This is a genomic window from Arthrobacter sp. BG3 (assembly GCF_056680185.1).
On record NZ_JBWXPT010000002.1, the window covers coordinates 25,343 to 44,895 of the forward strand.

The 19,553-nt window shown below is 62.1% G+C and carries 21 protein-coding genes; 14 read left to right on the forward strand and 7 right to left on the reverse strand.

Going from position 1 to position 19,553, the window contains the following annotated elements:
• Nucleotides 1-7: 7 nt before the first annotated feature.
• Nucleotides 8-430 (reverse strand): phage holin family protein, encoded by a 423-nt coding sequence (locus AC1MFL_RS20475; protein WP_479815738.1) that lies wholly within the window; start codon nt 428-430, stop codon nt 8-10.
• Nucleotides 427-1,215 (reverse strand): hypothetical protein, encoded by a 789-nt coding sequence (locus AC1MFL_RS20480; protein WP_479815740.1) that lies wholly within the window; start codon nt 1,213-1,215, stop codon nt 427-429. The genes AC1MFL_RS20475 and AC1MFL_RS20480 overlap by 4 nt, the downstream gene beginning before the upstream one ends.
• Nucleotides 1,216-1,579: 364 nt before the next feature.
• Between AC1MFL_RS20480 and AC1MFL_RS20485 the strand changes: the two genes are divergently transcribed.
• Complete coding sequence (locus AC1MFL_RS20485; RefSeq protein WP_479815742.1) at nt 1,580-2,386, forward strand: PRC and DUF2382 domain-containing protein; 807 nt, start codon at nt 1,580-1,582, stop codon at nt 2,384-2,386.
• Nucleotides 2,387-2,502: 116 nt separating this feature from the next.
• The gene (locus tag AC1MFL_RS20490; protein ID WP_479815743.1) at nt 2,503-2,952 is read left to right on the forward strand and encodes a MarR family winged helix-turn-helix transcriptional regulator; all 450 of its coding nucleotides are present in this window, start codon (nt 2,503-2,505) and stop codon (nt 2,950-2,952) included.
• Between the two features lie 299 nt (nt 2,953-3,251).
• Here the strand turns inward: AC1MFL_RS20490 and AC1MFL_RS20495 are convergent, their stop codons facing one another.
• On the reverse strand, nt 3,252-3,800 hold the full coding sequence (locus AC1MFL_RS20495; RefSeq protein ID WP_479815744.1) for a recombinase family protein: 549 nt from the start codon (nt 3,798-3,800) through the stop codon (nt 3,252-3,254).
• 494 nt (nt 3,801-4,294) lie between these two features.
• Here AC1MFL_RS20495 and AC1MFL_RS20500 point away from each other — a divergent pair, with 494 nt between their 5' ends.
• The 3 genes from AC1MFL_RS20500 to AC1MFL_RS20510 all read left to right on the forward strand — a co-directional run bounded on the left by AC1MFL_RS20500 (nt 4,295) and on the right by AC1MFL_RS20510 (nt 6,187).
• Nucleotides 4,295-5,191 carry a hypothetical protein gene (locus AC1MFL_RS20500; protein ID WP_479815746.1) on the forward strand — a complete coding sequence of 299 codons (897 nt, stop codon included), beginning with the start codon at nt 4,295-4,297 and terminating at the stop codon, nt 5,189-5,191.
• A 173-nt stretch (nt 5,192-5,364) separates the two neighbouring features.
• Entirely contained in the window at nt 5,365-5,739 is a 375-nt protein-coding gene (locus AC1MFL_RS20505) for a hypothetical protein (RefSeq protein WP_479815748.1), read from the forward strand.
• Between the two features lie 136 nt (nt 5,740-5,875).
• Nucleotides 5,876-6,187, forward strand: coding sequence for a histone-like nucleoid-structuring protein Lsr2 (locus AC1MFL_RS20510; RefSeq protein ID WP_479815750.1), 312 nt, complete (start codon nt 5,876-5,878; stop codon nt 6,185-6,187).
• A gap of 310 nt (nt 6,188-6,497) precedes the next feature.
• Here the strand turns inward: AC1MFL_RS20510 and AC1MFL_RS20515 are convergent, their stop codons facing one another.
• On the reverse strand, nt 6,498-6,659 hold the full coding sequence (locus AC1MFL_RS20515) for a hypothetical protein (RefSeq protein ID WP_479815752.1): 162 nt from the start codon (nt 6,657-6,659) through the stop codon (nt 6,498-6,500).
• Between the two features lie 2,246 nt (nt 6,660-8,905).
• Here AC1MFL_RS20515 and AC1MFL_RS20520 point away from each other — a divergent pair.
• Complete coding sequence (locus AC1MFL_RS20520; protein WP_479815754.1) at nt 8,906-9,565, forward strand: ParA family protein; 660 nt, start codon at nt 8,906-8,908, stop codon at nt 9,563-9,565.
• A gap of 5 nt (nt 9,566-9,570) precedes the next feature.
• Complete coding sequence (locus AC1MFL_RS20525; protein ID WP_479815755.1) at nt 9,571-10,113, forward strand: hypothetical protein; 543 nt, start codon at nt 9,571-9,573, stop codon at nt 10,111-10,113.
• Between the two features lie 132 nt (nt 10,114-10,245).
• Here the strand turns inward: AC1MFL_RS20525 and AC1MFL_RS20530 are convergent, their stop codons facing one another.
• A complete protein-coding gene (locus AC1MFL_RS20530) occupies nt 10,246-12,093 on the reverse strand; it encodes a MarR family transcriptional regulator (protein WP_479815757.1) in 1,848 nt (615 codons plus the stop codon).
• Between the two features lie 160 nt (nt 12,094-12,253).
• Nucleotides 12,254-12,490, reverse strand: coding sequence for a hypothetical protein (locus AC1MFL_RS20535; RefSeq protein ID WP_443197267.1), 237 nt, complete (start codon nt 12,488-12,490; stop codon nt 12,254-12,256).
• Nucleotides 12,491-12,964: 474 nt separating this feature from the next.
• Here AC1MFL_RS20535 and AC1MFL_RS20540 point away from each other — a divergent pair, with 474 nt between their 5' ends.
• The 4 genes from AC1MFL_RS20540 to AC1MFL_RS20555 all read left to right on the forward strand — a co-directional run bounded on the left by AC1MFL_RS20540 (nt 12,965) and on the right by AC1MFL_RS20555 (nt 15,667).
• Nucleotides 12,965-13,441: a hypothetical protein gene (locus tag AC1MFL_RS20540; protein WP_479815759.1), complete on the forward strand. Its 477-nt coding sequence runs from the start codon at nt 12,965-12,967 to the stop codon at nt 13,439-13,441.
• Entirely contained in the window at nt 13,438-14,439 is a 1,002-nt protein-coding gene (locus tag AC1MFL_RS20545; protein ID WP_479815761.1) for a hypothetical protein, read from the forward strand. Before AC1MFL_RS20540 ends, AC1MFL_RS20545 begins: the two co-directional genes overlap by 4 nt.
• A complete protein-coding gene (locus AC1MFL_RS20550) occupies nt 14,436-15,059 on the forward strand; it encodes a hypothetical protein (protein WP_479815763.1) in 624 nt (207 codons plus the stop codon). The genes AC1MFL_RS20545 and AC1MFL_RS20550 overlap by 4 nt, the downstream gene beginning before the upstream one ends.
• A gap of 152 nt (nt 15,060-15,211) precedes the next feature.
• Entirely contained in the window at nt 15,212-15,667 is a 456-nt protein-coding gene (locus AC1MFL_RS20555) for a hypothetical protein (RefSeq protein ID WP_479815765.1), read from the forward strand.
• Between the two features lie 268 nt (nt 15,668-15,935).
• Here the strand turns inward: AC1MFL_RS20555 and AC1MFL_RS20560 are convergent, their stop codons facing one another.
• Nucleotides 15,936-16,202 carry a helix-turn-helix domain-containing protein gene (locus AC1MFL_RS20560; protein ID WP_479815767.1) on the reverse strand — a complete coding sequence of 89 codons (267 nt, stop codon included), beginning with the start codon at nt 16,200-16,202 and terminating at the stop codon, nt 15,936-15,938.
• Nucleotides 16,203-16,414: 212 nt separating this feature from the next.
• On the opposite strand from AC1MFL_RS20560, the gene AC1MFL_RS20565 reads away from it, so the two are divergent.
• The 3 genes from AC1MFL_RS20565 to AC1MFL_RS20575 are packed head-to-tail and all read left to right on the forward strand — an operon-like array spanning nt 16,415 to nt 19,514.
• Nucleotides 16,415-17,482 carry a CHAP domain-containing protein gene (locus AC1MFL_RS20565; protein ID WP_479815931.1) on the forward strand — a complete coding sequence of 356 codons (1,068 nt, stop codon included), beginning with the start codon at nt 16,415-16,417 and terminating at the stop codon, nt 17,480-17,482.
• Nucleotides 17,479-17,994 (forward strand): hypothetical protein, encoded by a 516-nt coding sequence (locus AC1MFL_RS20570; RefSeq protein ID WP_479815768.1) that lies wholly within the window; start codon nt 17,479-17,481, stop codon nt 17,992-17,994. Before AC1MFL_RS20565 ends, AC1MFL_RS20570 begins: the two co-directional genes overlap by 4 nt.
• 41 nt (nt 17,995-18,035) lie before the next feature.
• Nucleotides 18,036-19,514: a MinD/ParA family ATP-binding protein gene (locus AC1MFL_RS20575; protein WP_479815769.1), complete on the forward strand. Its 1,479-nt coding sequence runs from the start codon at nt 18,036-18,038 to the stop codon at nt 19,512-19,514.
• Nucleotides 19,515-19,553: the final 39 nt, after the last annotated feature.

Consider the following 19,553-nt stretch of genomic DNA (forward strand, 5'->3'; position numbering starts at 1 on the left):
GCTGTATTTAGGGGGTGGGCTTGAGCGTGGGCGGGATTTCCTGAAGCGTCTCTGCGGTCTGGGGCATGCCCTTGATCGCGTTGAGTTCCTTACGGCCCCGGGAGGCCAGGATGGCGGCGACGATTCCCCAGATGACGGCGACAACGACACCTGACCATCCCATCCCCATAACGTTCCCGAGCGCCCACCAGAGCGCCAGGGACAGGAACAGCAGCACGAAGTGGCCCGCGACGCCGGCCCCGGCCAGCATCCCCGCGCCCTTGCCGGCACGGGTCGCGGACTGCTTGAGCTCGACCTTCGCCAGCTCAACTTCCTGCCGCATCAGGGTGGACATATCCCGCGTGACCTCACCCAACAAATCACCCAACGACGACGTCTCCGCCTTCGCCTGCGCGGGCGTAGGAGGCGGCTCCGGTACCTGGTGACTCACAGCTGGCCACCTTCCCGGTTCGGGAAGGGAACATTGTCCCTCAGGGTGCTGTCGGCTGCCGTACCTGCCGGCAGTGTTTGGGTCGAGACGGGACCTGCTGTGCCGGGAAGGGTCGGCTCGTCGAAGAACCGGTCGCCGGTTCCAGCGGCGATCACCGTCTCCTGGTGGCGGGGTGCCGCTACCGGGGAGGGCAGGTGGGCGGGCTTCGACCGCGACTGCTGCGTCTCCGGGGCACCGGCCTGCAGGCTTCGGCCAAGCCGGCCCGCGAGCAGTCCCGCGCCGGCTGCGATCATGAGGAATGTCCCGGGACGCTGGCGCGCGAAGGACTTAACTTCCTCCAGCACAGATCCCGGGTCCCGGTTTTCGAGCCAGGAAGCCACAGACTGGGACCGTTCCGCTGCCTGACGGACAAGGTCAGCTGCGACGCCGGGCTGATCGGAGGCATCCGCCATGGTGTGCAGTTCAGTGGAAACGGAGCGCAGCCCCTCCGCAGCCTTCTGCTGCTGAGTGCCGGCCTGGTCCGTCAGGTCGGACTTGGCCTGCTGCAGGAGATCCCGGGCGTTCGTCTTCACCTCGGAGGCGACGTTGGCGGCCTCCGTCTTGGCGGTGCCGGCAACATTCTGGGCGGAGTCGGCGGCCTTACGCTTCACGTCGGCTGCCTCGTCCTTCGCTGCTTCTTTCTTGGACGCAGAGCCCGCCACGCCGCCGGAGGGCACTGTCCCTGTGCTCGGGTACTCGTCGGCGGAGCCTACTGGAGTCGTCTGGGGCCATTGGTTCTCTGTCATCGTTGCTCTCTTTCAGGAAGGGCCCGCGGGTGAGTCTTGAAACCTGCGATGCCGGTGAATTAGTAAGCACGGTTACTACCAGAATAGTAAGCACACTTGCCATTAGTTCCGCAAGACCCACCGCAGCAGGTGCCGAAGTCGACCCATCCCCCGATCGGCACGGGAATGCGACGTCCGGCCTGGAGGGCGCGGGGAAGGCAGGAAAGGGGTCGCCTGTGCCCGGCAGTCGGCGCCGGGGCCTGAAAAAAGAAAGATACTAAGCACACTTGCCAAGTACTTAGTAAGCATGCTTATGGTGGAGTTATGCAGCAGTCCCCCGGGAGTCGCTGCAACCCCAAACCGCACACAGATCCAAGGAGACATCATGCTCGCCAAGGAACACATTGATGACCTGCTGAACCGCAACGGAAACATCCTGTCCACCGACGGGGCCAAGATCGGATCCATCGGCCAGGTTTACGCCGATGACGAGAACGGCCAGCCCACGTGGGTCACGGCCAAGACCGGACTGTTCGGTACCTCAGAGTCGTTCGTTCCGCTGGAAGGTGCCCGCGTTGAGGGCGGTGACCTCGTCGTCCCGTACACCAAGGACCAGGTCAAGGACGCCCCCCGGGTGGACGCCGACGGACACCTCGAACCTGCCGAGGAGGACCGGCTCTACGCCCACTATGATCTCAGTGGTGGAGGCCGGACCTACACAGACGCGACAGCCGGCCAGGACGCGGGCTACCGCGAAACCGACTATGCACAGACCGACCGTGACACCGTGGGACGCGACACTTCAGGCCCAACCACGGACGATGCCATGACCCGTTCCGAGGAACGCCTGAACGTTGGCACCGAAAGGGAAGCCACCGGCCGCGTGCGACTGCGCAAGTACGTCACCACCGAAAACGTGACCCAGACCGTTCCGGTCCAGCGCGAAGAAGTCCGGATCGAACGTGAACCCATCACGGACGCCAACCGTGGCGCGGCGATGTCAGGCCCCGGCATCAGCGAGGAAGAGCACGAAGTCGTCCTCCACGAGGAGCGTCCCGTGGTTGAGAAGGAAACGGTCCCGGTCGAACGCGTCCGTCTCGATACGGAAACCGTGACCGACGAAGTAACCGTCGATGAGGAAGTCCGCAAGGAACACATCGAAACGGACGGCGACCACAACACGCGCCGATAAGCGACAGGGGCAGGCCAGGGTCCCGGCTAATGCCGGGCCCCGGCCTGCCTTCCCTGCTTGACCTGTTACCCATAAGGAAGGCAGTCATCTGTTCCGCTCAAAGAAGGCCGACATCGATGCCCCTCGACCCCCAGGACCACGTCCGGGACGGCTACCTGCTCCTCACCACAGCCGCCCGCCTTGTCCAGCGCCGCTTTGACGAAGCCCTCGCGCCGCTGGGCCTGACCCGGGCCGCAGTCATCGCACTTAAGGCCATGTCACAGCGCCCCATGAACCAGGAACAGCTCGCCGCAGTGGTCCACGTTCAAAGCCAGACCCTGGGCCGGGTCCTGACGCGCCTGGAAGCGGAAGGCCTGGTCACGAGAACACGAGACCCCCATGACCGCCGCCAGTTCCACGTCGAGATAACCGACACCGGGGAAGCGGCACTCAGAGCCGCCCGCGAGGCGGAGAGCACCGCCCTTCCCTCCGACTTCGACGGATGGGAAATGCTTCGGGAACAACTCACCCGACTCGTAAATTCCTTCCCCAGTTCCCGGCAAACACAGGATTCGACCCGCAACTGACCCCCGGGACGTGAGAACTGGTGCCCTTGAGGAGGGCGTCCACTGGCGTTGTCACTCATCGCGGACCAAAGTCCGGCGGGTCGGCGCCAGTGAGCTTCTGACATTCGGTGCAGAAACTTCTAAAGGCCTGTGGAGCTGGTTGGCGCCGGGTTCCCGCCAACGAAAGCCTGAGCATGTGCTTGAATTACGCCAGGCTCTTGTCCGTCGATGAAGCCGCCGCCATCTCGTCGTAATCACCCCTGCCCACCCCGGAACAATTAATCGAATCCCATTCGACCTCACGCCTGCAACCTCTTGGTTTACAGAAGGTAGCGGTAGGCCGTGGCCCGGGAGACTCCGAGCATCTTGCCAATGTCGGCGGCACTGATGCCTTTGGCCTTAAGTTCCCGGGCCCTAGCCGCGGCAGCGTCATCGACTTTGCGGGGTCTTCCGCCGCGGCGGTTGTTGGCCGCGGCCGCGGCGAGGCCGGCCCTGGTGCGTTCGATCATCGTGTCCCGCTCCAGCTGCGCGAATGCGGCCATGATCGTCAGCATTGCCGTGCCCATAGGCCCGGTTGTGTCCAGCCCCTCGGTCAGGGAACGGAAACCTGCTCCCCGTTCCCTGATGCTCTCGATGAGGTCCAGGACGTGGCGGGTGTTGCGGCCCAGGCGGTCGAGCTTCCATACGGTGAGTACGTCGCCGGTCTCCAGCCGGTCCAGTGCCCTGGATAACTGAGGGCGCTCTACCGTGGAACCGCTGACGCCGTTGTCGGCAAAGGTCCGGGCTGCGCCGGCGGCCTTGAGTGCCGTGAGCTGCAGATCGAGGTTCTGTTCCGCAGTGGAAACCCTCGCGTACCCGATTACAGCCATGATTGCCCCGCTATTCTCTTATTCCCGATCAATTTGCCATTGTGAGACTACATGTTATTGGACGGGTTTTGAGACAGCGAAGGTCCGTGTCGAACCCCGAAATCTCGGCACTCCTAAAACTCTCTGAGAAATGAGCCGACCGTCTCAGCAATGGATCGTTTCTGAGACCGAGGGAGTGCGTCACAACCTGAACTGGAATCGCAAATATTGTTCTCCGTGGTGAGATCCAGCCCCATTTGGCGCGACATTGCACGGCGTTCGGTGCGGCCGCCATCTGACACAGACCCTGCATCATCGCGATTTTCCATCGCGGACAGGCCCAGGGACACTCGCATTCGTCGGACTGGACAATTAGGACCATCGCCGGGGGCGGGAGTCCCGGCCTCAGAGTCCAGGTCTTCGCCGTTGCGGTGGCCCCCGTAGGCTGGGCTGCACTTCCGCAGACGAATCTGCTTTTGCGGTCCGTGCATGCGAACTGAGAGAGAGTGTGCTGCGTGAGCGCCGCTTCTTCACCCATTCCCCCTGCCGCCCCGGCCCCCGCTGCGCCTGACCCAACACCACGGACCCGCTCGACGCGGGGGCTCGTTCTCCTGGCCATCGGCTCGGTCCTGGCACTGTGCGGGATGGCCCTGCTCGCCGTCATCATTGTCGGCACCGCGACGCTGCAGACAGAGGCGCTGGCCCGCATCGCCAACCGCACAGTCACCTATCGGGCGGAGTTCGGGTTAGTCGAGCGCAAGCTGTCGGGGCTCTCCGCCCTCATCGCCTGGCCCGGCATTCTGCTGCTGACGGCCATGTGCTTCCTCATCCCCGGATACCTGCGCCGGCGCGGAACGATGCACGACCTGCCCACCAGCGGCCTGCGCGGCGGGTCCGTCCTCGCCATCTACCGGCCGCTCGCGCTCTGGGCGCACGGCCTCTGGAGCCTCGTTCCGCTGGCCGCCTGGGGACTGCTGATCCTGGTTCCACTGCTCAGCATGGCCGGTGGCGGATGGCCGGCCGGTCTCCGCGACGAGAACTCGACCGCCGTGTGGCTGGCCCTCGGCTTCTACGGGGCGGTCGCCAGCGGCCTGTTCGCGGTGATCGTCACCTCCCTCGTCAAGAAGGCGTACTTTCTCGCCTGGCTCCGGCGACACCCTGACACACAGGTGGATGAAGGGAACGGGGCGTTCTGGCGCTGGGTGTGCTTCACCTGGCGTTTCGACCTGTGGCTCGCCGGATTCGGCGGGGCGCTGATCGGGGTGTGCTGGATTGGGCTGGAATTCGACGGTCAGCAGTTCGTCGTGGCCGCATCGCTGGCCGGGATGGCGCTCCTCCTGGGCGGAATTTCTATGAGCCTCAATTACTGGCGGGCCGGCAGGCCCCTCGGCGCCGCGCTATCCAACGCATGAACGCGGGCCTGTGGCCAGGCCGTACCGCCGCCCTCGCAGCAGTTACCGCGGTTGTGGTGGCTCTTTCCGGGTGCAGCAGTCTATGGCGCTCCGCACCACCCGCCGATCCAACCTGGGCGTACTCCGATGCGATCAATGTACTTCGTGAAGTGCCCGGTGTGGAGGACTCCTTCGTGACCAGCGGGCCCGTAGGCCTTCCTAACCAGATCGAATTAACCACCGGACTCAACCTCACCGGCGGGTATCCTGCGGAGCTGGTCCCCCAACTAGTCGATTACGTCCTCGCCGTCGCCTGGTCGGTTCCGTTGAAGAAGCCCACCACCTCCGTCTCGATCGCGTTTAAGGCGGCCGGAAAAAGCGTTGACCTCAAACCGGCCGCCGTTGCCCTCGGCTGGCCCGAGTATCCTGGGCCAGTGGTGTCACTGTCGCCCCGCGACCTCGCGGAGCGATACGGCCCCTGGCCAGGCGACAGACCCGCTCTTCCAGCAGAGCTCGCCGCCTACGTTCCCCCGCCACCATCGCCGACAACACCCACCCCCACCGGCTGATCAAATTCTGCAGTGCAGTCTTTACTATCAACGACTGCATGAAGAAGTTCATGCGATCACACTGTCAACTGACCTTCCCAGCACCGTCGGTTTAGCGGCAGTCGATGGCGTGATTACAAAGCTTTAAACTTTTCCTATGGCACAAAGAGTAGTAACCCTTCTAGAAGATGACTTCGACGGCTCCAAGGCAAGTGAGACACTTTCGTTTGCCCTTGACGGCGTCGAATACGCAATCGATCTCAATGATGCTCACGCACGCGAACTGCGTGAAGCATTCAGCCGCTACACCAAAGCAGCCCGAAAGACCGGCGGGCGGGCCAGGACAGCTCGTCCAGCTTCCTCCAATGCCCGCGAGGTCCGGCTTTGGGCGGCCGAACAGGGCCTGCCAGTCAATACCCGCGGCCGTATCCAAGCTGACATCATGGAAAAGTACGAAGCCGCACACTGAAGACAGACCCCCAGACCCTGCGTTCAGCCCCACTGATAGCCCGGGCCAAGCACAGAATCCCATCTGAGCATCGACTTAGAGATGCTTCCGAGGCCAGAAGTTGTTCGACTTCTGGCCTCGGATTGTCTATTACCGGTGCACGGGTAATGCGGCCGGCAGGGCTGCCTGTCCTGGGGTAATGGTTGAGCGTTTCGCGGCTGATGCAGAATTCCCGGGCCAGGCCGGTCTTCTACTCCCCCGCGCCTGCCGCCGGCGCAGCTCTCCGGCTTTCGCGGGACGAGCTTCCAACGTCCGCGGGCGACCCACACTCTTAGCCAGAGTGATCCCCTCCCGCTGGCGTCCACCGACCAGGGACCGCTCGAACTCCGCGAACGTGGCGACCCACGCTCTTAGCCAGAGTGATCCCCTCCCGCTGGCGTCCACCGACCAGGGACCGCTCGAACTCCGCGAACGCCCCCATAACCGAGAGCATGGGGAATCGTCCCCCATAGACCAACTGTCTCTTGACGACCTCGATCCGGACGCCGTTTGTCGTCCGCTCTTCACTAGGGAACGCAGGTCATCGAGGTTCCGGGCGAGAGCCGGCCTATGCTGTGCCCCACCAGGGTGTCCCCGTCCGCCCCCGAGAAAGCGCGGCAGCTCCTCGGGGCTGGGCAATGACGCCCGCTTAGCCAGCTTTGACGCAGCTGCCCAAACCACAGCGCACTACGAATTTTGGCAATGGCGCGCGATCCGTTGTCCGGTTCTGGCAACCCGGGGACCCCGATGTCTTCACTCCCCCAAATGACTTCGTCCGGTTGGCGCACGTAGTCCCGCCCGTACAGGCAGTGACAATGCCCCGCTGCGGCCACTTCGCCAACATAGAGCGGCCGGAGCAGGTACAACAGCTGCGCGATGGCCTACGGTCGCACGTGAGACCCCTGACGGTGAACGAACCGGCACCCCGACGCCGGCGTCCCGGACCTGGAATGCCCACGCGCGACGCGAAGAGACCTCTTTTCGCCAACCCAAACCTTTATCGGCTGTCAGACAAGGACTCACAGTCTCCGTAAGTCTGTTAGTCCGGTACTTCGTGCGTCCGTGAGTCACAGACTCAGTGACGACGCACCCTTACCCATTCGACCCAACGCCGCCTGGCGCCGGTCACACGCCGACACCACCAACACGCAGACTCCCAGACCCCGTGACTCACGAACTCCGTGAGTCCGCTACTCCGGAAGTCCGGGAGTCAGTGAGACATGGCAACTAGAACCCCACAACTGGCCCTAGCCACTACAGACTCCGTCAGTCTGTTACTCCGGTACTTCGTGCGTCCGTGAGTCACAGACTCAGTGACGACGCACCCTTACCCATTCGACCCAACGCCGCCTGGCGCCGGTCACACGCCGACACCACCAACACGCAGACTCCCAGACCCCGTGACTCACGAACTCCGTGAGTCCGCTACTCCGGAAGTCCGGGAGTCAGTGAGACATGGCAACTAGAACCCCACAACTGGCCCTAGCCACTACAGACTCCGTCAGTCTGTTACTCCGGTACTTCGTGCGTCCGTGAGTCACAGACTCAGTGACGACGCACCCTTACCCATTCGACCCAACGCCGCCTGGCGCCGGTCACACGCCGACACCACCAACACGCAGACTCCCAGACCCCGTGACTCACGAACTCCGTGAGTCCGCTACTCCGGAAGTCCGGGAGTCAGTGAGACATGGCAACTAGAACCCCACAACTGGCCCTAGCCACTACAGACTCCGTCAGTCTGTTACTCCGGTACTTCGTGCGTCCGTGAGTCACAGACTCAGTGACGACGCACCCTTACCCATTCGACCCAACGCCGCCTGGCGCCGGTCACACGCCGACACCACCAACACGCAGACTCCCAGACCCCGTGGCTCACGAACTCCGTGAGTCCGCTACTCCGGAAGTCCGGGAGTCAGTGAGACATGGCAACTAGAACCCCACAACTGGCCCTAGCCACTACAGACTCCGTCAGTCTGTTACTCCGGTACTTCGTGCGTCCGTGAGTCACAGACTCAGTGACGACGCATCCTTACCCATTCGACCCAACGCCGCCTGGCGCCGGTCACACGCCGACACCACCAACACGCAGACTCCCAGACCCCGTGACTCACGAACTCCGTGAGTCCGCTACTCCGGAAGTCCGGGAGTCAGTGAGACATGGCAACTAGAACCCCACAACTGGCCCTAGCCACTACAGACTCCGTCAGTCTGTTACTCCGGTACTTCGTGCGTCCCGGACTCCACGACACGGTCAATTCATGAGTCCTCACCCATGCGGACCACTTGGCATCGAGACGTCGCCCCACGGCTCTGGAGCCCCAACTAGCGCAGCCATCACCTTGGACAAGGCGCGGTGAATCATGCGCCTCAGCGGGCTCCCGGGGCAGCAATGGAGGCGCTGGGGGAGCGTGGGGGCGGCAAGCCTATTCCAGTATCAACTCACAGACTTACGGACTTACAGACTTACAGACTTACAGAAAACCGCAGTTCCGAAGTCACTGACTCTGTGTATCTGCGGCGATTCTCCGACTAGTTGGGGAGTGGAGCTGATAATTTGGGCGTAGCGCTTGCCGGCGACTAGATACGGATACTGCCTGATTTCATGAAGTCAGCCCGTTTTTTCAGTCATACAAATTTCTTCGGATCACCATCAGTTGCCGATGCGAGTGCTAACGAATCCAGGAGAAGGAAGCACTAATGAGGGTAGTAGCCGTCGTCAACCAAAAGGGCGGAGCAGGGAAAACCACAACAGTGATGAACCTTGCCGCCATTGCTGCACAGAGCTCAAAGGTGTTGGTGGTCGACGCGGACCCACAAGGATCAGTCACAATGTGGGCCACTAACGCGGAAGAACTCCCTGAAAAGGAGCAACTACAGTTCGATGTGGCCACCGAAACGGATCCGGAAGCCCTCAAACAAATGCGGGATCTCGACTATGACACTGTGTTCGTTGACACCCCGGGCAACTTGGAAAACACCAAGGTGCTCCAGGCGATCGTCAGTCAGTGTGACTTCATTGTGATGCCCACGGAGGCAACTCCCTTGGCCCTTCTGCCACTTGTATATACGTTCGAAAAGATAGTTCAGCCCTTTGGACTTGACTACAGGGTCGTCATAACTAAGGCCGATTCGAGGTCTCCGCAGGATGCGTTGGATGCGCAGGAGATGCTGCGGGAGCAGGGGATTCTCGTTTGTAACTCACTAGTCCGCGCCTACAAGGCCCACGAGCGGGCGCCAATGTACGGGACGGTGGTCACTTCGTATGAGAAGACCCGCAATTCCGAGAAAGCAACTATGGACTACAAGGATGTCGCCCTAGAGCTGTTCAATCTCTGGGCCACGACAGGGAAGGGCTAACCTCGATGGCGCTCAAAGGTGGATTCAAGAACTTTGCCAACCAAACTAGGGAAATTAAGGATGCTCCTCCTATTGATCTAGGTGGGGAGGGCCCCGCCCTGCACATCGTCCACGCGGCAGTGGGTCTACACGAAGCCGCAACTACTCACCCCGCAACCCACGATGCCAGTGCTGTGGGCCACGACGAGCCAGCAGGGGTTGAACATGACGGGGGAGTGGCGACCGTAGCTGAATCCCAGCTCGATAGGACTCCTGTACCAACCGATCCCGCCGACGTCGCCCTTGAAGCCGACGAACCAGTGCCCTCCGGCCGCACCCATTACACAGAACTAGTTCGCAAAGAGCTGCGCCTGCACGCAGACCAAGCTGACGAACTGACGATGCTGGCCTCAAAAGTGCAGCGCGCCCGAAGAGAAAAGGGCGAGCGGATAACCGACAACACCCTGATTCGAGTTGCGGTGGACCTATTGCTGCAGCGCCAGGCTGAGCTAGTAGGTTCCACGGAGGATGAGCTGCGAGTTGCTCTTGGTCTGACGCCACGGACCTGATCCTTCTCGTAGCGTCCCGGGTTCGATTCATCTGACCTGAATTAGCTAGACTCGTCCGGCAACGGGATGGTCACGAACTTCGTAACTCTGTTACTCACGGCGTCTGTGAGTAACAGAGTTACAGAGATTCAGTCAGCCGGCCCTGGTAAACGCCATGTCGGCGAGGGCCCATTCATCCGGTGGGCCTTCAAATGCCTCCCATGGGTAGTCTTCGCCGGGGGAGAGGAGCTCCGAGACGGTGTTGACGTTCTTGGACAGCCATTCCTTCCAGAGGATCCGTTCGATCCGGTGGCGCTGCAGCTGCCCCGCCACGGCTTCCAGCACTCCGAAGTGTTCGGCGAGTTCCTTCAATGACGTCGTGGCCACCACGGACCAGGCCCGTGTGGTGTCGCGGGCAATCATGTTCCAGGCGGCCATCACCTCGAGTGATTCACTGACGGTTGTCCGGGAGAGCCTGGTCAGCGTTACGATCTCCGCCGTCGACAGGCTGGGAGAGTGTTCCAGTGCCTCATAAATGAAGGCCGCCGGCAGGCCGAGTTCCCGGAATACCGGCCGCAGGGCATGGATCTTCCCCTTCCGCCAGGAGAGGTCTTCGGCCGCCGTCTTCAGTTCCTCCGGAACGGTCAGCATGTAGAGGTCCCCCTTGGTGCCGCGGCCTTGTTCCACCAATGTCACCAGGGGATCCTTTTCGCCACGCAAGGCTCTCAGATGCCCCCCGACGGTCGTGTGATCGAGCCCTGTTGCAACTGCAATCGAGCGGACACCGAATTCAATGAACCGGGACGCTGTCATGTGTGCAGCTTCCCCCAGGGACCTCAGGACCATCCTTCTCGCCAGCCCTGTCCTTGAATCCGTGTACGCATGCTCTTTCAGCCTGACTGCATTTCGCCAGGTTCGAATGAACTGGTGCTCGGTATCGGGATTCGTCGAGATCGACTTTCCTTGTATAGCGGGGGGCTGTGTATTTGGCTGGCTTGTGGGGGATATACGGGCATTGTTCTTCCCGTCCCTGGATCCCGGGTCTTTGCTTAGGTACCTGACCGCATTCAGCCAGTCCCGCCGCAGGGCAGGGACCCGGTGCCGGGAGGCATAGCGGGCGTAGAAAGAGGCAAGGCCTGGCCAGGTGCCCTGTATCATCCGGCGTTCCACATCGGTCAGTTCCAGGCCGGCGGCCGCGGCGCCGGTGATGATCGCCTGGCGTGCATCCGAGTCGGAGGCGTAGCGGTTCGAGTCGTAGAGTCCGGTTTGTGCCATCAGCTGCATCACGCGGGACATCCTGCCGGCAGGGTGCTGGAGTTTCGGGGCCTCGGCGGACGCCGGCGTGAAAGTTTGCTCGAGTCTCAGCGCCCTGACGGCGCCGATCTCCGCTGTCAGGTCAGCGTTCATCGCGGTCCACACCGCTGCGCTGTTAGGCCGGCGGGCAATGTCGTAGGCCATCGACAGGCTCATGGCCAGTTCCTGGTAGCCACCCCTCTTGTGCGGGGAACCGGGTGTGCGCATGCAGCCATGGAGGAGGTTCTGGTGCGGGGTCTTGTCCAGGGTCCGGTATCGGGTGCCCAGCGCCTCGACAAGATCCCGCGCTTCAGTAAAGGTGACTCGCTGCGCGAGCGGGATGTAGACGTGGCGGCCGCCGTTGGGGGAGTAGTCCTCAATCCACCGAGCCCCACAGTTGTGCAACCACGTCTGGAGTGCGCGCACGTCGGCCAGCACCCAGTCGACGCCGGCGACGGACGAGTCGAAGTCAAGGAAGATCGCCGCGCAGGTGCCGTCCTTACCAAAGATCCGCACCGCGGCCGGGAAGGAAGGAAGCGCCTTAGTAAGGGTCCGTTCAAGCCTTTGGGGATAGGTCTTTCCGCCGTCACGGGAAAGGCGAACGCGCGGCTGCCCGGCAAGCATGGGAGCTAGGGACGCCCAGGCCTCCGTCGGACGGACTGATCCATGCGGCACGCCCGGACTCTGTGAGTCTGTGCATGCGCGCATCTCGTGGGGTACGATAATGCTATTCCTCTCAAGGGATAGGAAAATGCCCGGACCGTAAGGCCCGAGTTGATTCTTAAGGACTCTCTACCTCGTCGCCGGCAAGCAAAAAGGGTATTGAGTCAAATGCTTAGAAGGCCCGCCTTGTGCGGGCCTTCGTCATTTAAGAGGCGAGGCGGCCAATGGGCAGCTCCTCCTGATACTTGTGGTGGTCGTGACGCTCCAGATCGACCTCGAGCTGCTTTGCCACAACGGAGGCCACGTAGTCCGTGATCGTGACACCCTCCGCCTCGGCCACCTGCGCGACCTGGTCGGCCATCTCGGCAGGCACACGAAAGCCAATGTACTTGCGGAGGCCCTTGCTCGGGCGCCCGCCTCCCCGATGTGCAACAGCAGTCATGCGTCATGTCCTTTGAATCTCGTACAGACTGTCTTCACCTGTACTGGCTTCAGTGCTGTAAATCGCTATTCCCCTCAACAGGTTTAGTTACTGTTTTAGGCTGATCCGAACCTAACATTCCGGGACCCTCGTAGAGCGGATTTGGTTACTGTAACTACCTGGCGTGTCGCCTTCGTTACGTTTCCATTCAATTCTGGACAAACAAAGCTGCGCCGAGCCTCGTTATGAGACTCCGGAGGCTGGTCTCTGTCGGGGCACAAGGAAGCGTGAGCCAACTTCGCGCGAAGGCCTTCACCCAAGGGTCATCTTGGCTGGTGCTACGGCGAGCTCTAGTTGTTGGGATCCTCGACCTCCTGTGACATCACCTGTATTTGGAAGCTTGGTAAGGTGGCTCCTTGCCTCGGCGCTTTCCGGCGCTGATTTCATAGTACACATTACTGAAATTTTTTCAGTGGATTACCGGAGCCGAAGGATATGGACCAGTCCACACGGACCGCGGACGTCATCGAGACCTTGAATCTTCCGGCGTACCCGGATCTGGGGGACCTGGTGCACGCGGTTGAAGAAACGTACGGCAAACGTCTGGTCTTCGAGGAGGGCACAGTGGACAGCCTGGGGGAAGGTGTCACCGGCCAGTGGATCGACACTCCCAGTCACGGCATCGTTCGCTACCTGCGGGGTGCCACGGCCTGGAGTGTTCACGTCGTGCTGCATGAACTTAGCCACATCCTCTTGGGCCATAAGGGCAAGGCTCTCGACGGGCTAATCGCAGGGTCCTTCTTTTCCGGCATTGGCAAGCGGAACGGTGTCAGTTGGATGTGCCGTGCGATGGATGTTCCCTTGGACGAGGCGGAGGTCGCAGCCGAAAATTTGGCCTTCGGCCTGGCACGGGTTCTCCATGCCACGCCCGAGAAGGAGACCACGAAGGCAGAACGTGTGTTTGGCCTGTGATCGCTGCAGCGTTCTGGATCTTGGCAACCGTATTTGCTTTTCGCCTCTATTTTGTCGCTCGCGGGGGATCTTCAACAGCTTTTGTTGGGGCGATCGGGATCGGTGTTCTCGGCCTCTTTTTTACCGGTGTGGTCGTACCCGAAGCAACCGTTGATGCTGCCCTAGGTGGCGTCAACTTCCTTCATCTTGTTCGAAATTTGTGTGTCACGAGCGCCGTCTGGCTGATACGGGAGGGAATCTTCGCTGCGTACTCTCCGGATCAGAGCTACCGCTCCCGCTTCAGCCACCGACCTCTTGCCGCCGGCATCGGAGCAATTGCGATCACTGTTCCATTCCTCGTCCAGCGCTTCGTGCCGACTTCCTCCAAGTTCGTCCCAGAAAATGTCGAGCAGCTCCCGGTCTTCATCTATGCCAGCGTCTACATGGGCATTTTGGCGTTGCTGGCTGTTTCTGTCCTTCGAATTTGCCTCCGGCCTCAGGCGAGCCTGCCCGTCCGCGTGAGCTCCCGCGTTGTCGCATCCGGCATGACTCTGGTCGCACTCGCGTCCGTTGAAGAGATCGCATACATGACCGCCATGCACTTCGATGTGGGTGGTTCCTCCCTTCGACAGGTCTTGTACGTCCTGTTCAATCCGCTGTTCTTCGGCGGTGTTCTGATCACCTCTCTCGGACTGGGCATCCCGCCGCTTGTTAAAGCCTGGCGCCGGCTACAGCTTTGGGATCGGGCCGCACTGGCCTTTCTAACAGCCACGCTGGGCAGAGCCTACTGGGGTCTCTCCGGTGCAGCCTGGCTCGCTGCCATTGTGGGCAGCTTTTATATGAAATGCCCCTCAGCTCGCCTGTACGAATACGTCATTCGCTCCAGCGATCACAAGGTCGCTCTCTCCGGACAATCCACACCCATGCTTGCCGGCCGTGTCTTAGGCGCGGTCCAAGCCCGATTTGATGGCGGCATCGGTTCTTTGGAGTCGATGCTGCCGGTAAAGGCACGCCAGTGACAGCAGCAACTTCGACCCTAATCGCGGAGAGGTCCACCACCGTCGTTGGTCGTGTGGCAAGGTCCGCAACCGAGATCGCGCAGCCGCCTCTGGTGTTGTCCCTGCTTCTGGTTTTGGCCTCGCTTCTGGACAACCAGTGGACGGTGTCGATCTGGTCGGGAATTGTCGCCGCGATGTTCATCTGCCTGGTGCCATTCGCTGTCGTACTGATCCTGGCCAAGCGGGGCCAGCTGACGGACCACCACGTTGGAGACAAAAAACAGCGCCGCCCGGTCATGCTCTGGACCTTGGGTTCGTCGCTGCTTGGTTGCGCAATCCTCTCGGTCATCGGCGCACCACAGCCTGTCTGGGGACTAATTGGTGGGATCCTTTGCGGGATCGTGGCCCTCATCCTGGTGAGCCCGATCTGGAAGATATCCGGCCATGCAATGACGTTGGGCGGGGCAACGGTGTCAGCTGTACTGATGTTCGGCTGGCTGGGGTTTCCCTTCGTTGTGGCGGCCCCGCTTGTTTGCTGGTCCCGGGTCTATCTCCGGGACCACTCAGCTCCTCAGGTCATCGCCGGCTTCATAACCGGCATAGTTGCTTTCGGAGCCTCATATACTCTCATTGTCGGCTGATCTATTAGGCGGAACTCCTCGGAGCCGCCCAACGCTTGACAAGTGGTCTCAACGATGACGGAAATTAGAAGGAGGGTCGTGTCTTCGCTATCTGTGGCAGAGCGCCACCCTCGGGATGTGGCCGCCCTCGTTGGCCGGGAGCAGGATCACGCGTGAATTCGAACGACCATCCCATCGACCCTCGCAGCGATAAAGAAGTTCTCGCATCGAAAATCCAGCTTCTTCTGGACATTGTCCATGCCAAAGACGCTGACAGCTTCACGTACGAAGATGTTCGACAGGGTCTGGCGGAGCAGGGGATCACGCTCACAAAGACGCGCTGGCATCGTCTACTTGCCGGCTCTCCTGATAACCGCTGGGATCCGGAGTTACTGAAAGCTCTGGCGTACTTCTTTGACGTTGACGAGAACTACCTACTTCAGCGCAGCGGTCCGATCCCGGAACGGGTGGAGGCCGAACTCCGCCTGATAGAGGCTTACCGCATTGCCGAGGTTGAGCATTTCGCAGCGCGCGTTCTGGGAGAAGTGAACGTGGACGCTCTTCGCGCAGTAACTGAAGCTCTCCGGAACCTTCCGCCCAGGCCCGAGAAGAAACGCCCGATCAACTGAAAAATTTTCATTACTGAATTTTTTTCAGTAGACTCTGGGGCATGACATGCTCCAGGCGCTCTCCACGGCCTGAGCATGCACATTGAGTGGCATCACAGGTGTAGCCCCTACAACAGGCTTGGGGGGTAGTAGGGGCTACATCTCCGCAGGGCGTGTGCCCCGGGCCGATCAAGCCGTGCCCGCCAGATGCTCCACCCCCGGCGCTGCCGCTGTTCCTCGACAAGAGCACCGCGTAGGCGGCATTTTCCAAAGGTGCGACATTCGGCCTTTATTCTCCAGACAGATAGCCCATGTAGGTGAGGCCGTGCTCCCTCAACTTGCTGAGGTCGATGGAGTAGTGAACGCGCTGTCCGTTGCGGACCCCAAGTTCGCCTGTAGCGGCAATCAGCCCTTCGGTCTCAAGGGTCTTGATGTGCGTGTAGACCTGCCGGTAATCCACCCCGATACGCTTTGCGATATTTCCGGTGGTGTCGCCGTCGAGGTGCTGGGCCAAGTCCCGGATGATGGCCGCCCGCAGGGTGTTGGCGTTGAACACGCGAAAGGACTTTCCAACCTCGTGAGGCAGTCCGGGGAGTGGCTTGTAAATGCGGGGCACTCGTCAATTCTCACCCACCGGCGAGACTTCAAGAAGTTTCAACATGTTTCTGGTGATGATAGTATCACTTTAAAGATGATGCTTGGTGCTGTAAGCATCACCCAGGACAGCCAGGACAGCCAGGACGGGGGAGAGCAGTGAAGCCGTCCAAGATGCTCAGCACTGGAGTTGCCGTCGCGGCACCCGTGATGCTGCTCGGCCTCGTCTTCTCCCTGCTCATGCTGCTGGCCCCCGCGAAACCGGCCGCGGCTGACTGCGGCCCGGCCGTATCCGTGGTCGTCGACGGCAACACCAAGGTCGAGGGATACACCCAGGAACAGCTGCAAAATGCCGCAGCCATCATAGGCGTCGGGAAGGCGCTGGACTTGTCGGTCAACGGTCAGATGATCAGCGTGATGGTGGCCCTAGGGGAGTCGGGATTGCGTCTGCTGGATACCGGCGACGGTGCAGGCCCGGACTCGCGGGGGTTGTTCCAGCAGCGCGACAACGGCGCGTGGGGCTCCTATGCAGACCGTATGGACCCCACCACGAGCGCCACCAACTTCATCAAGGCCCTGAAAGGCGTAGCCGGCTGGGAACTGTTGGAACCGACCATTGCCGGCAACAAGGTCCAGCGCAACGCCGACCCGTACCACTACCAGATGTACTGGCCCGAGGCCGTCAAACTCGTTCAAGCGCTTTCGAACTCGAAGTTCTCCCTGCAAGGCAGCGACTGCGCCATCCCGGGACAGTCGGGCGCGGGGGATGACTACCCGTGGAAGAACTCCCCGACCTGGTTGCAGGTAGGCGCAAACACAGTGAGCACCTCGCCGCTGGGAATGTACTACCGCGAGTGCGTGGACTTCGCCCTGTGGCGGGTGAACCAGCAGATGGGGTCAACCAGCGCACCGTTCAAGTTCCTCAACGGCACATTCCGCCCGGACGGGCAGAGCCTCGGCTCCGCCCTGACCTGGAAGGCCGGCTGGGACGCCAAGGGCTGGGACGCCGGCAGCACACCCCGGGTCGGTGCCGTTGTCTGGTACGCGCCCGGCGCCGGGGGAGCGGACCCGAGCTTCGGCCACGTCGCAGTGGTCAAGGACGTCAAGGACAACGGGACCTACGTCGAAGAGGGCTACAACGGCAACCCTGCCCCTGCGGATCACAGCTACTACACCCGGACAGTGGCCAACACCGTCCCCTCAGCCTTCCTGTACCTGCCCACCCAAGAGGAGAAGAAGTGAAAAAGCCCCTGACCCTGCTCGCCGTGGCGCTGCTCTGCGTTTCCTGCGCACCGGTGGCGAACACGACGCCAGCACCGACGGCATCAACCAGCCAGCCCACAGCGTCCGCGCCCGTCTCACTGAGCGCCAACAGCGGACCCCAGGCACCGGGCGGCACCATCCCCGCCACGATCGGCATCACCTGGGACCAGGCCAGCAAGGACGAGGCCGTGGACGTCGCAGAGAACGCCATGACGGACTTCGCCCGCCCAGCGGTGGAGGACAAGCAGTGGGCCAACGACCTGGCCCGGTGGCTGACCCCGCAGGCCACCGCCGACTACTCGGCGGTCGATCCGTCCAACATCCCGGCCAGCCGCGTCACCGGCCCCGCCACCCTGAGCGTCGATGAAGCCAACGGCTTCGGCGTCATGGCAGCGGTCCCCACCAACGCGGGAACCTACACAGTCCAGCTGCTCCGCACCGGCAAGGACGCCCCGTGGAAGGTCAACCGGCTCACCCCGCCCGCCTCCTAAAAGCCGCCACTTCCACCCCCACACACGTAAGGAAGAAACTGATGGGTACTACACCAACGCAAGTTCTGGCCTTTCCCAACATCCGGGCCATCGTCCGCGACAACGGCACCGCCGAGGTCATCGTCGCGGGAAACTCCCGCATCGTCCCCGCCGGAGACTCCGTACAAGAACTGCGCAACAACGCCCTGGCCCTCATCGTGGGCGAAGCGCAGACCCTTCAGCGCCCCGTCCGGGTCCGCATCGAGGACCCCGAAGGTCAGGGTGAACTCATCGTCCACCCGGACAACAAGATCGAATCCGTCTCCTACGATCCCGCTCCGGCCCGCCGCCGGGCAGAAGCCCCCGAACCCACACCCACGACCGTAGCGCCGGCAGTCATTGATACCGTCCCCGCACCCGCACCGGAGCCCGCGGCCGCTCCCGCAGAGTCGGCGCCAGCTCCTGCCCCTGCAGCGCCAGTGGACGCCCAGCCGTGGCCACCTGCCCCCGTCGCATCCGATACCGTTCCGGTGCCGGCCACCCTGGAACCGCAGACAGCTGCCGTTGTTGAGGAAGCTGCGCCGACGCGGCGCAGCTTGAAGGAGACCTCGTTCCTGGTCAGCGCCCCGGTGCTGGAACCGGCCACCCAGGGCTGGAGGGGCACCCTGACGCGTCTGGGACTCCGGATGGACCCCTCCGAGGAAGAACTCACCGAACGCGAGGATATCCGTACGGTCAGCCAGCACTGGCCCGGTCCCCGGACCATTGCCGTGGTCAACCGCAAGGGCGGGGCGAACAAGACTCCCACCGTGGTGATGCTCTCGGCCATCCTCGCCCGTTACAGCGGAGCGGCCACGGTCGCGTGGGACAACAACGAGTCCCAGGGCACCCTCGGGTGGCGGACGGAAAAGGGCTCCCACGACCGCAGCGTCCTGGACCTGATCGACGCCTCCACCGAACTGCTCTCCCCGTCAACGAACGCGGCCGAAATCGCCAAGTTCGTCCACCACCAGACCGCCGACAAGTTCGATGTCCTGCGCTCGGATGAAAACGAGGAAGGCGACCACGAAGTCACGGCCGAGGAAGTCGACATCGCCCACCAGGTCCTCACCCGCTATTACCGGCTTGTGGTCATGGACTCGGGCAACACGGCCCGGGCCGCGAACTGGCGGCGGATGATCGACCACACCAACCAGCTCGTCGTCCCCGTGACCGCCATTGAGGACCGCGCCGAAGCCGCACGGCTGACGCTGCAGACCCTGGAATCCCGTGGTGGCCACGACGCGGAGCTGGCCCGCAACGCCGTCGTCATCGTCTCGGAATCCACCGACGCCAAGCGCAGCATGAGCGGCGAGGCCCTGAAGCGGGCCAAGGACGAGGCCCAGCGGATCGCTGACGGCTTCGCACCGTTCGTCCGCGCCGTTGTCCGGATTCCTTACGATCCGGCCCTGGTCAACGGACCCATCCGCTATGAAGCCCTCCAGCCCGCCACCCAGCGGGCATGGCTCGCGGCCGCGGCCGCCGTCGCCGCCGGCTTCTAATCCTTCCCACCAGCCAAAGATCACCCTGAAAGGGGGATG

Coding starts and splice junctions, on each gene's coding strand:
- AC1MFL_RS20565 (WP_479815931.1), top strand. CDS start 16,415: ATGCTCAGCACTGGAGTTGCCGTCGCGGCACCCGTGATGCTGCTCGGC.
- AC1MFL_RS20535 (WP_443197267.1), bottom strand. CDS start 12,490: ATGACTGCTGTTGCACATCGGGGAGGCGGGCGCCCGAGCAAGGGCCTC.
- AC1MFL_RS20520 (WP_479815754.1), top strand. CDS start 8,906: ATGAGGGTAGTAGCCGTCGTCAACCAAAAGGGCGGAGCAGGGAAAACC.
- AC1MFL_RS20575 (WP_479815769.1), top strand. CDS start 18,036: ATGGGTACTACACCAACGCAAGTTCTGGCCTTTCCCAACATCCGGGCC.
- AC1MFL_RS20485 (WP_479815742.1), top strand. CDS start 1,580: ATGCTCGCCAAGGAACACATTGATGACCTGCTGAACCGCAACGGAAAC.
- AC1MFL_RS20530 (WP_479815757.1), bottom strand. CDS start 12,093: ATGCGCGCATGCACAGACTCACAGAGTCCGGGCGTGCCGCATGGATCA.
- AC1MFL_RS20480 (WP_479815740.1), bottom strand. CDS start 1,215: ATGACAGAGAACCAATGGCCCCAGACGACTCCAGTAGGCTCCGCCGAC.
- AC1MFL_RS20515 (WP_479815752.1), bottom strand. CDS start 6,659: ATGCTCTCGGTTATGGGGGCGTTCGCGGAGTTCGAGCGGTCCCTGGTC.
- AC1MFL_RS20495 (WP_479815744.1), bottom strand. CDS start 3,800: ATGGCTGTAATCGGGTACGCGAGGGTTTCCACTGCGGAACAGAACCTC.
- AC1MFL_RS20540 (WP_479815759.1), top strand. CDS start 12,965: ATGGACCAGTCCACACGGACCGCGGACGTCATCGAGACCTTGAATCTT.
- AC1MFL_RS20510 (WP_479815750.1), top strand. CDS start 5,876: ATGGCACAAAGAGTAGTAACCCTTCTAGAAGATGACTTCGACGGCTCC.
- AC1MFL_RS20525 (WP_479815755.1), top strand. CDS start 9,571: ATGGCGCTCAAAGGTGGATTCAAGAACTTTGCCAACCAAACTAGGGAA.
- AC1MFL_RS20490 (WP_479815743.1), top strand. CDS start 2,503: ATGCCCCTCGACCCCCAGGACCACGTCCGGGACGGCTACCTGCTCCTC.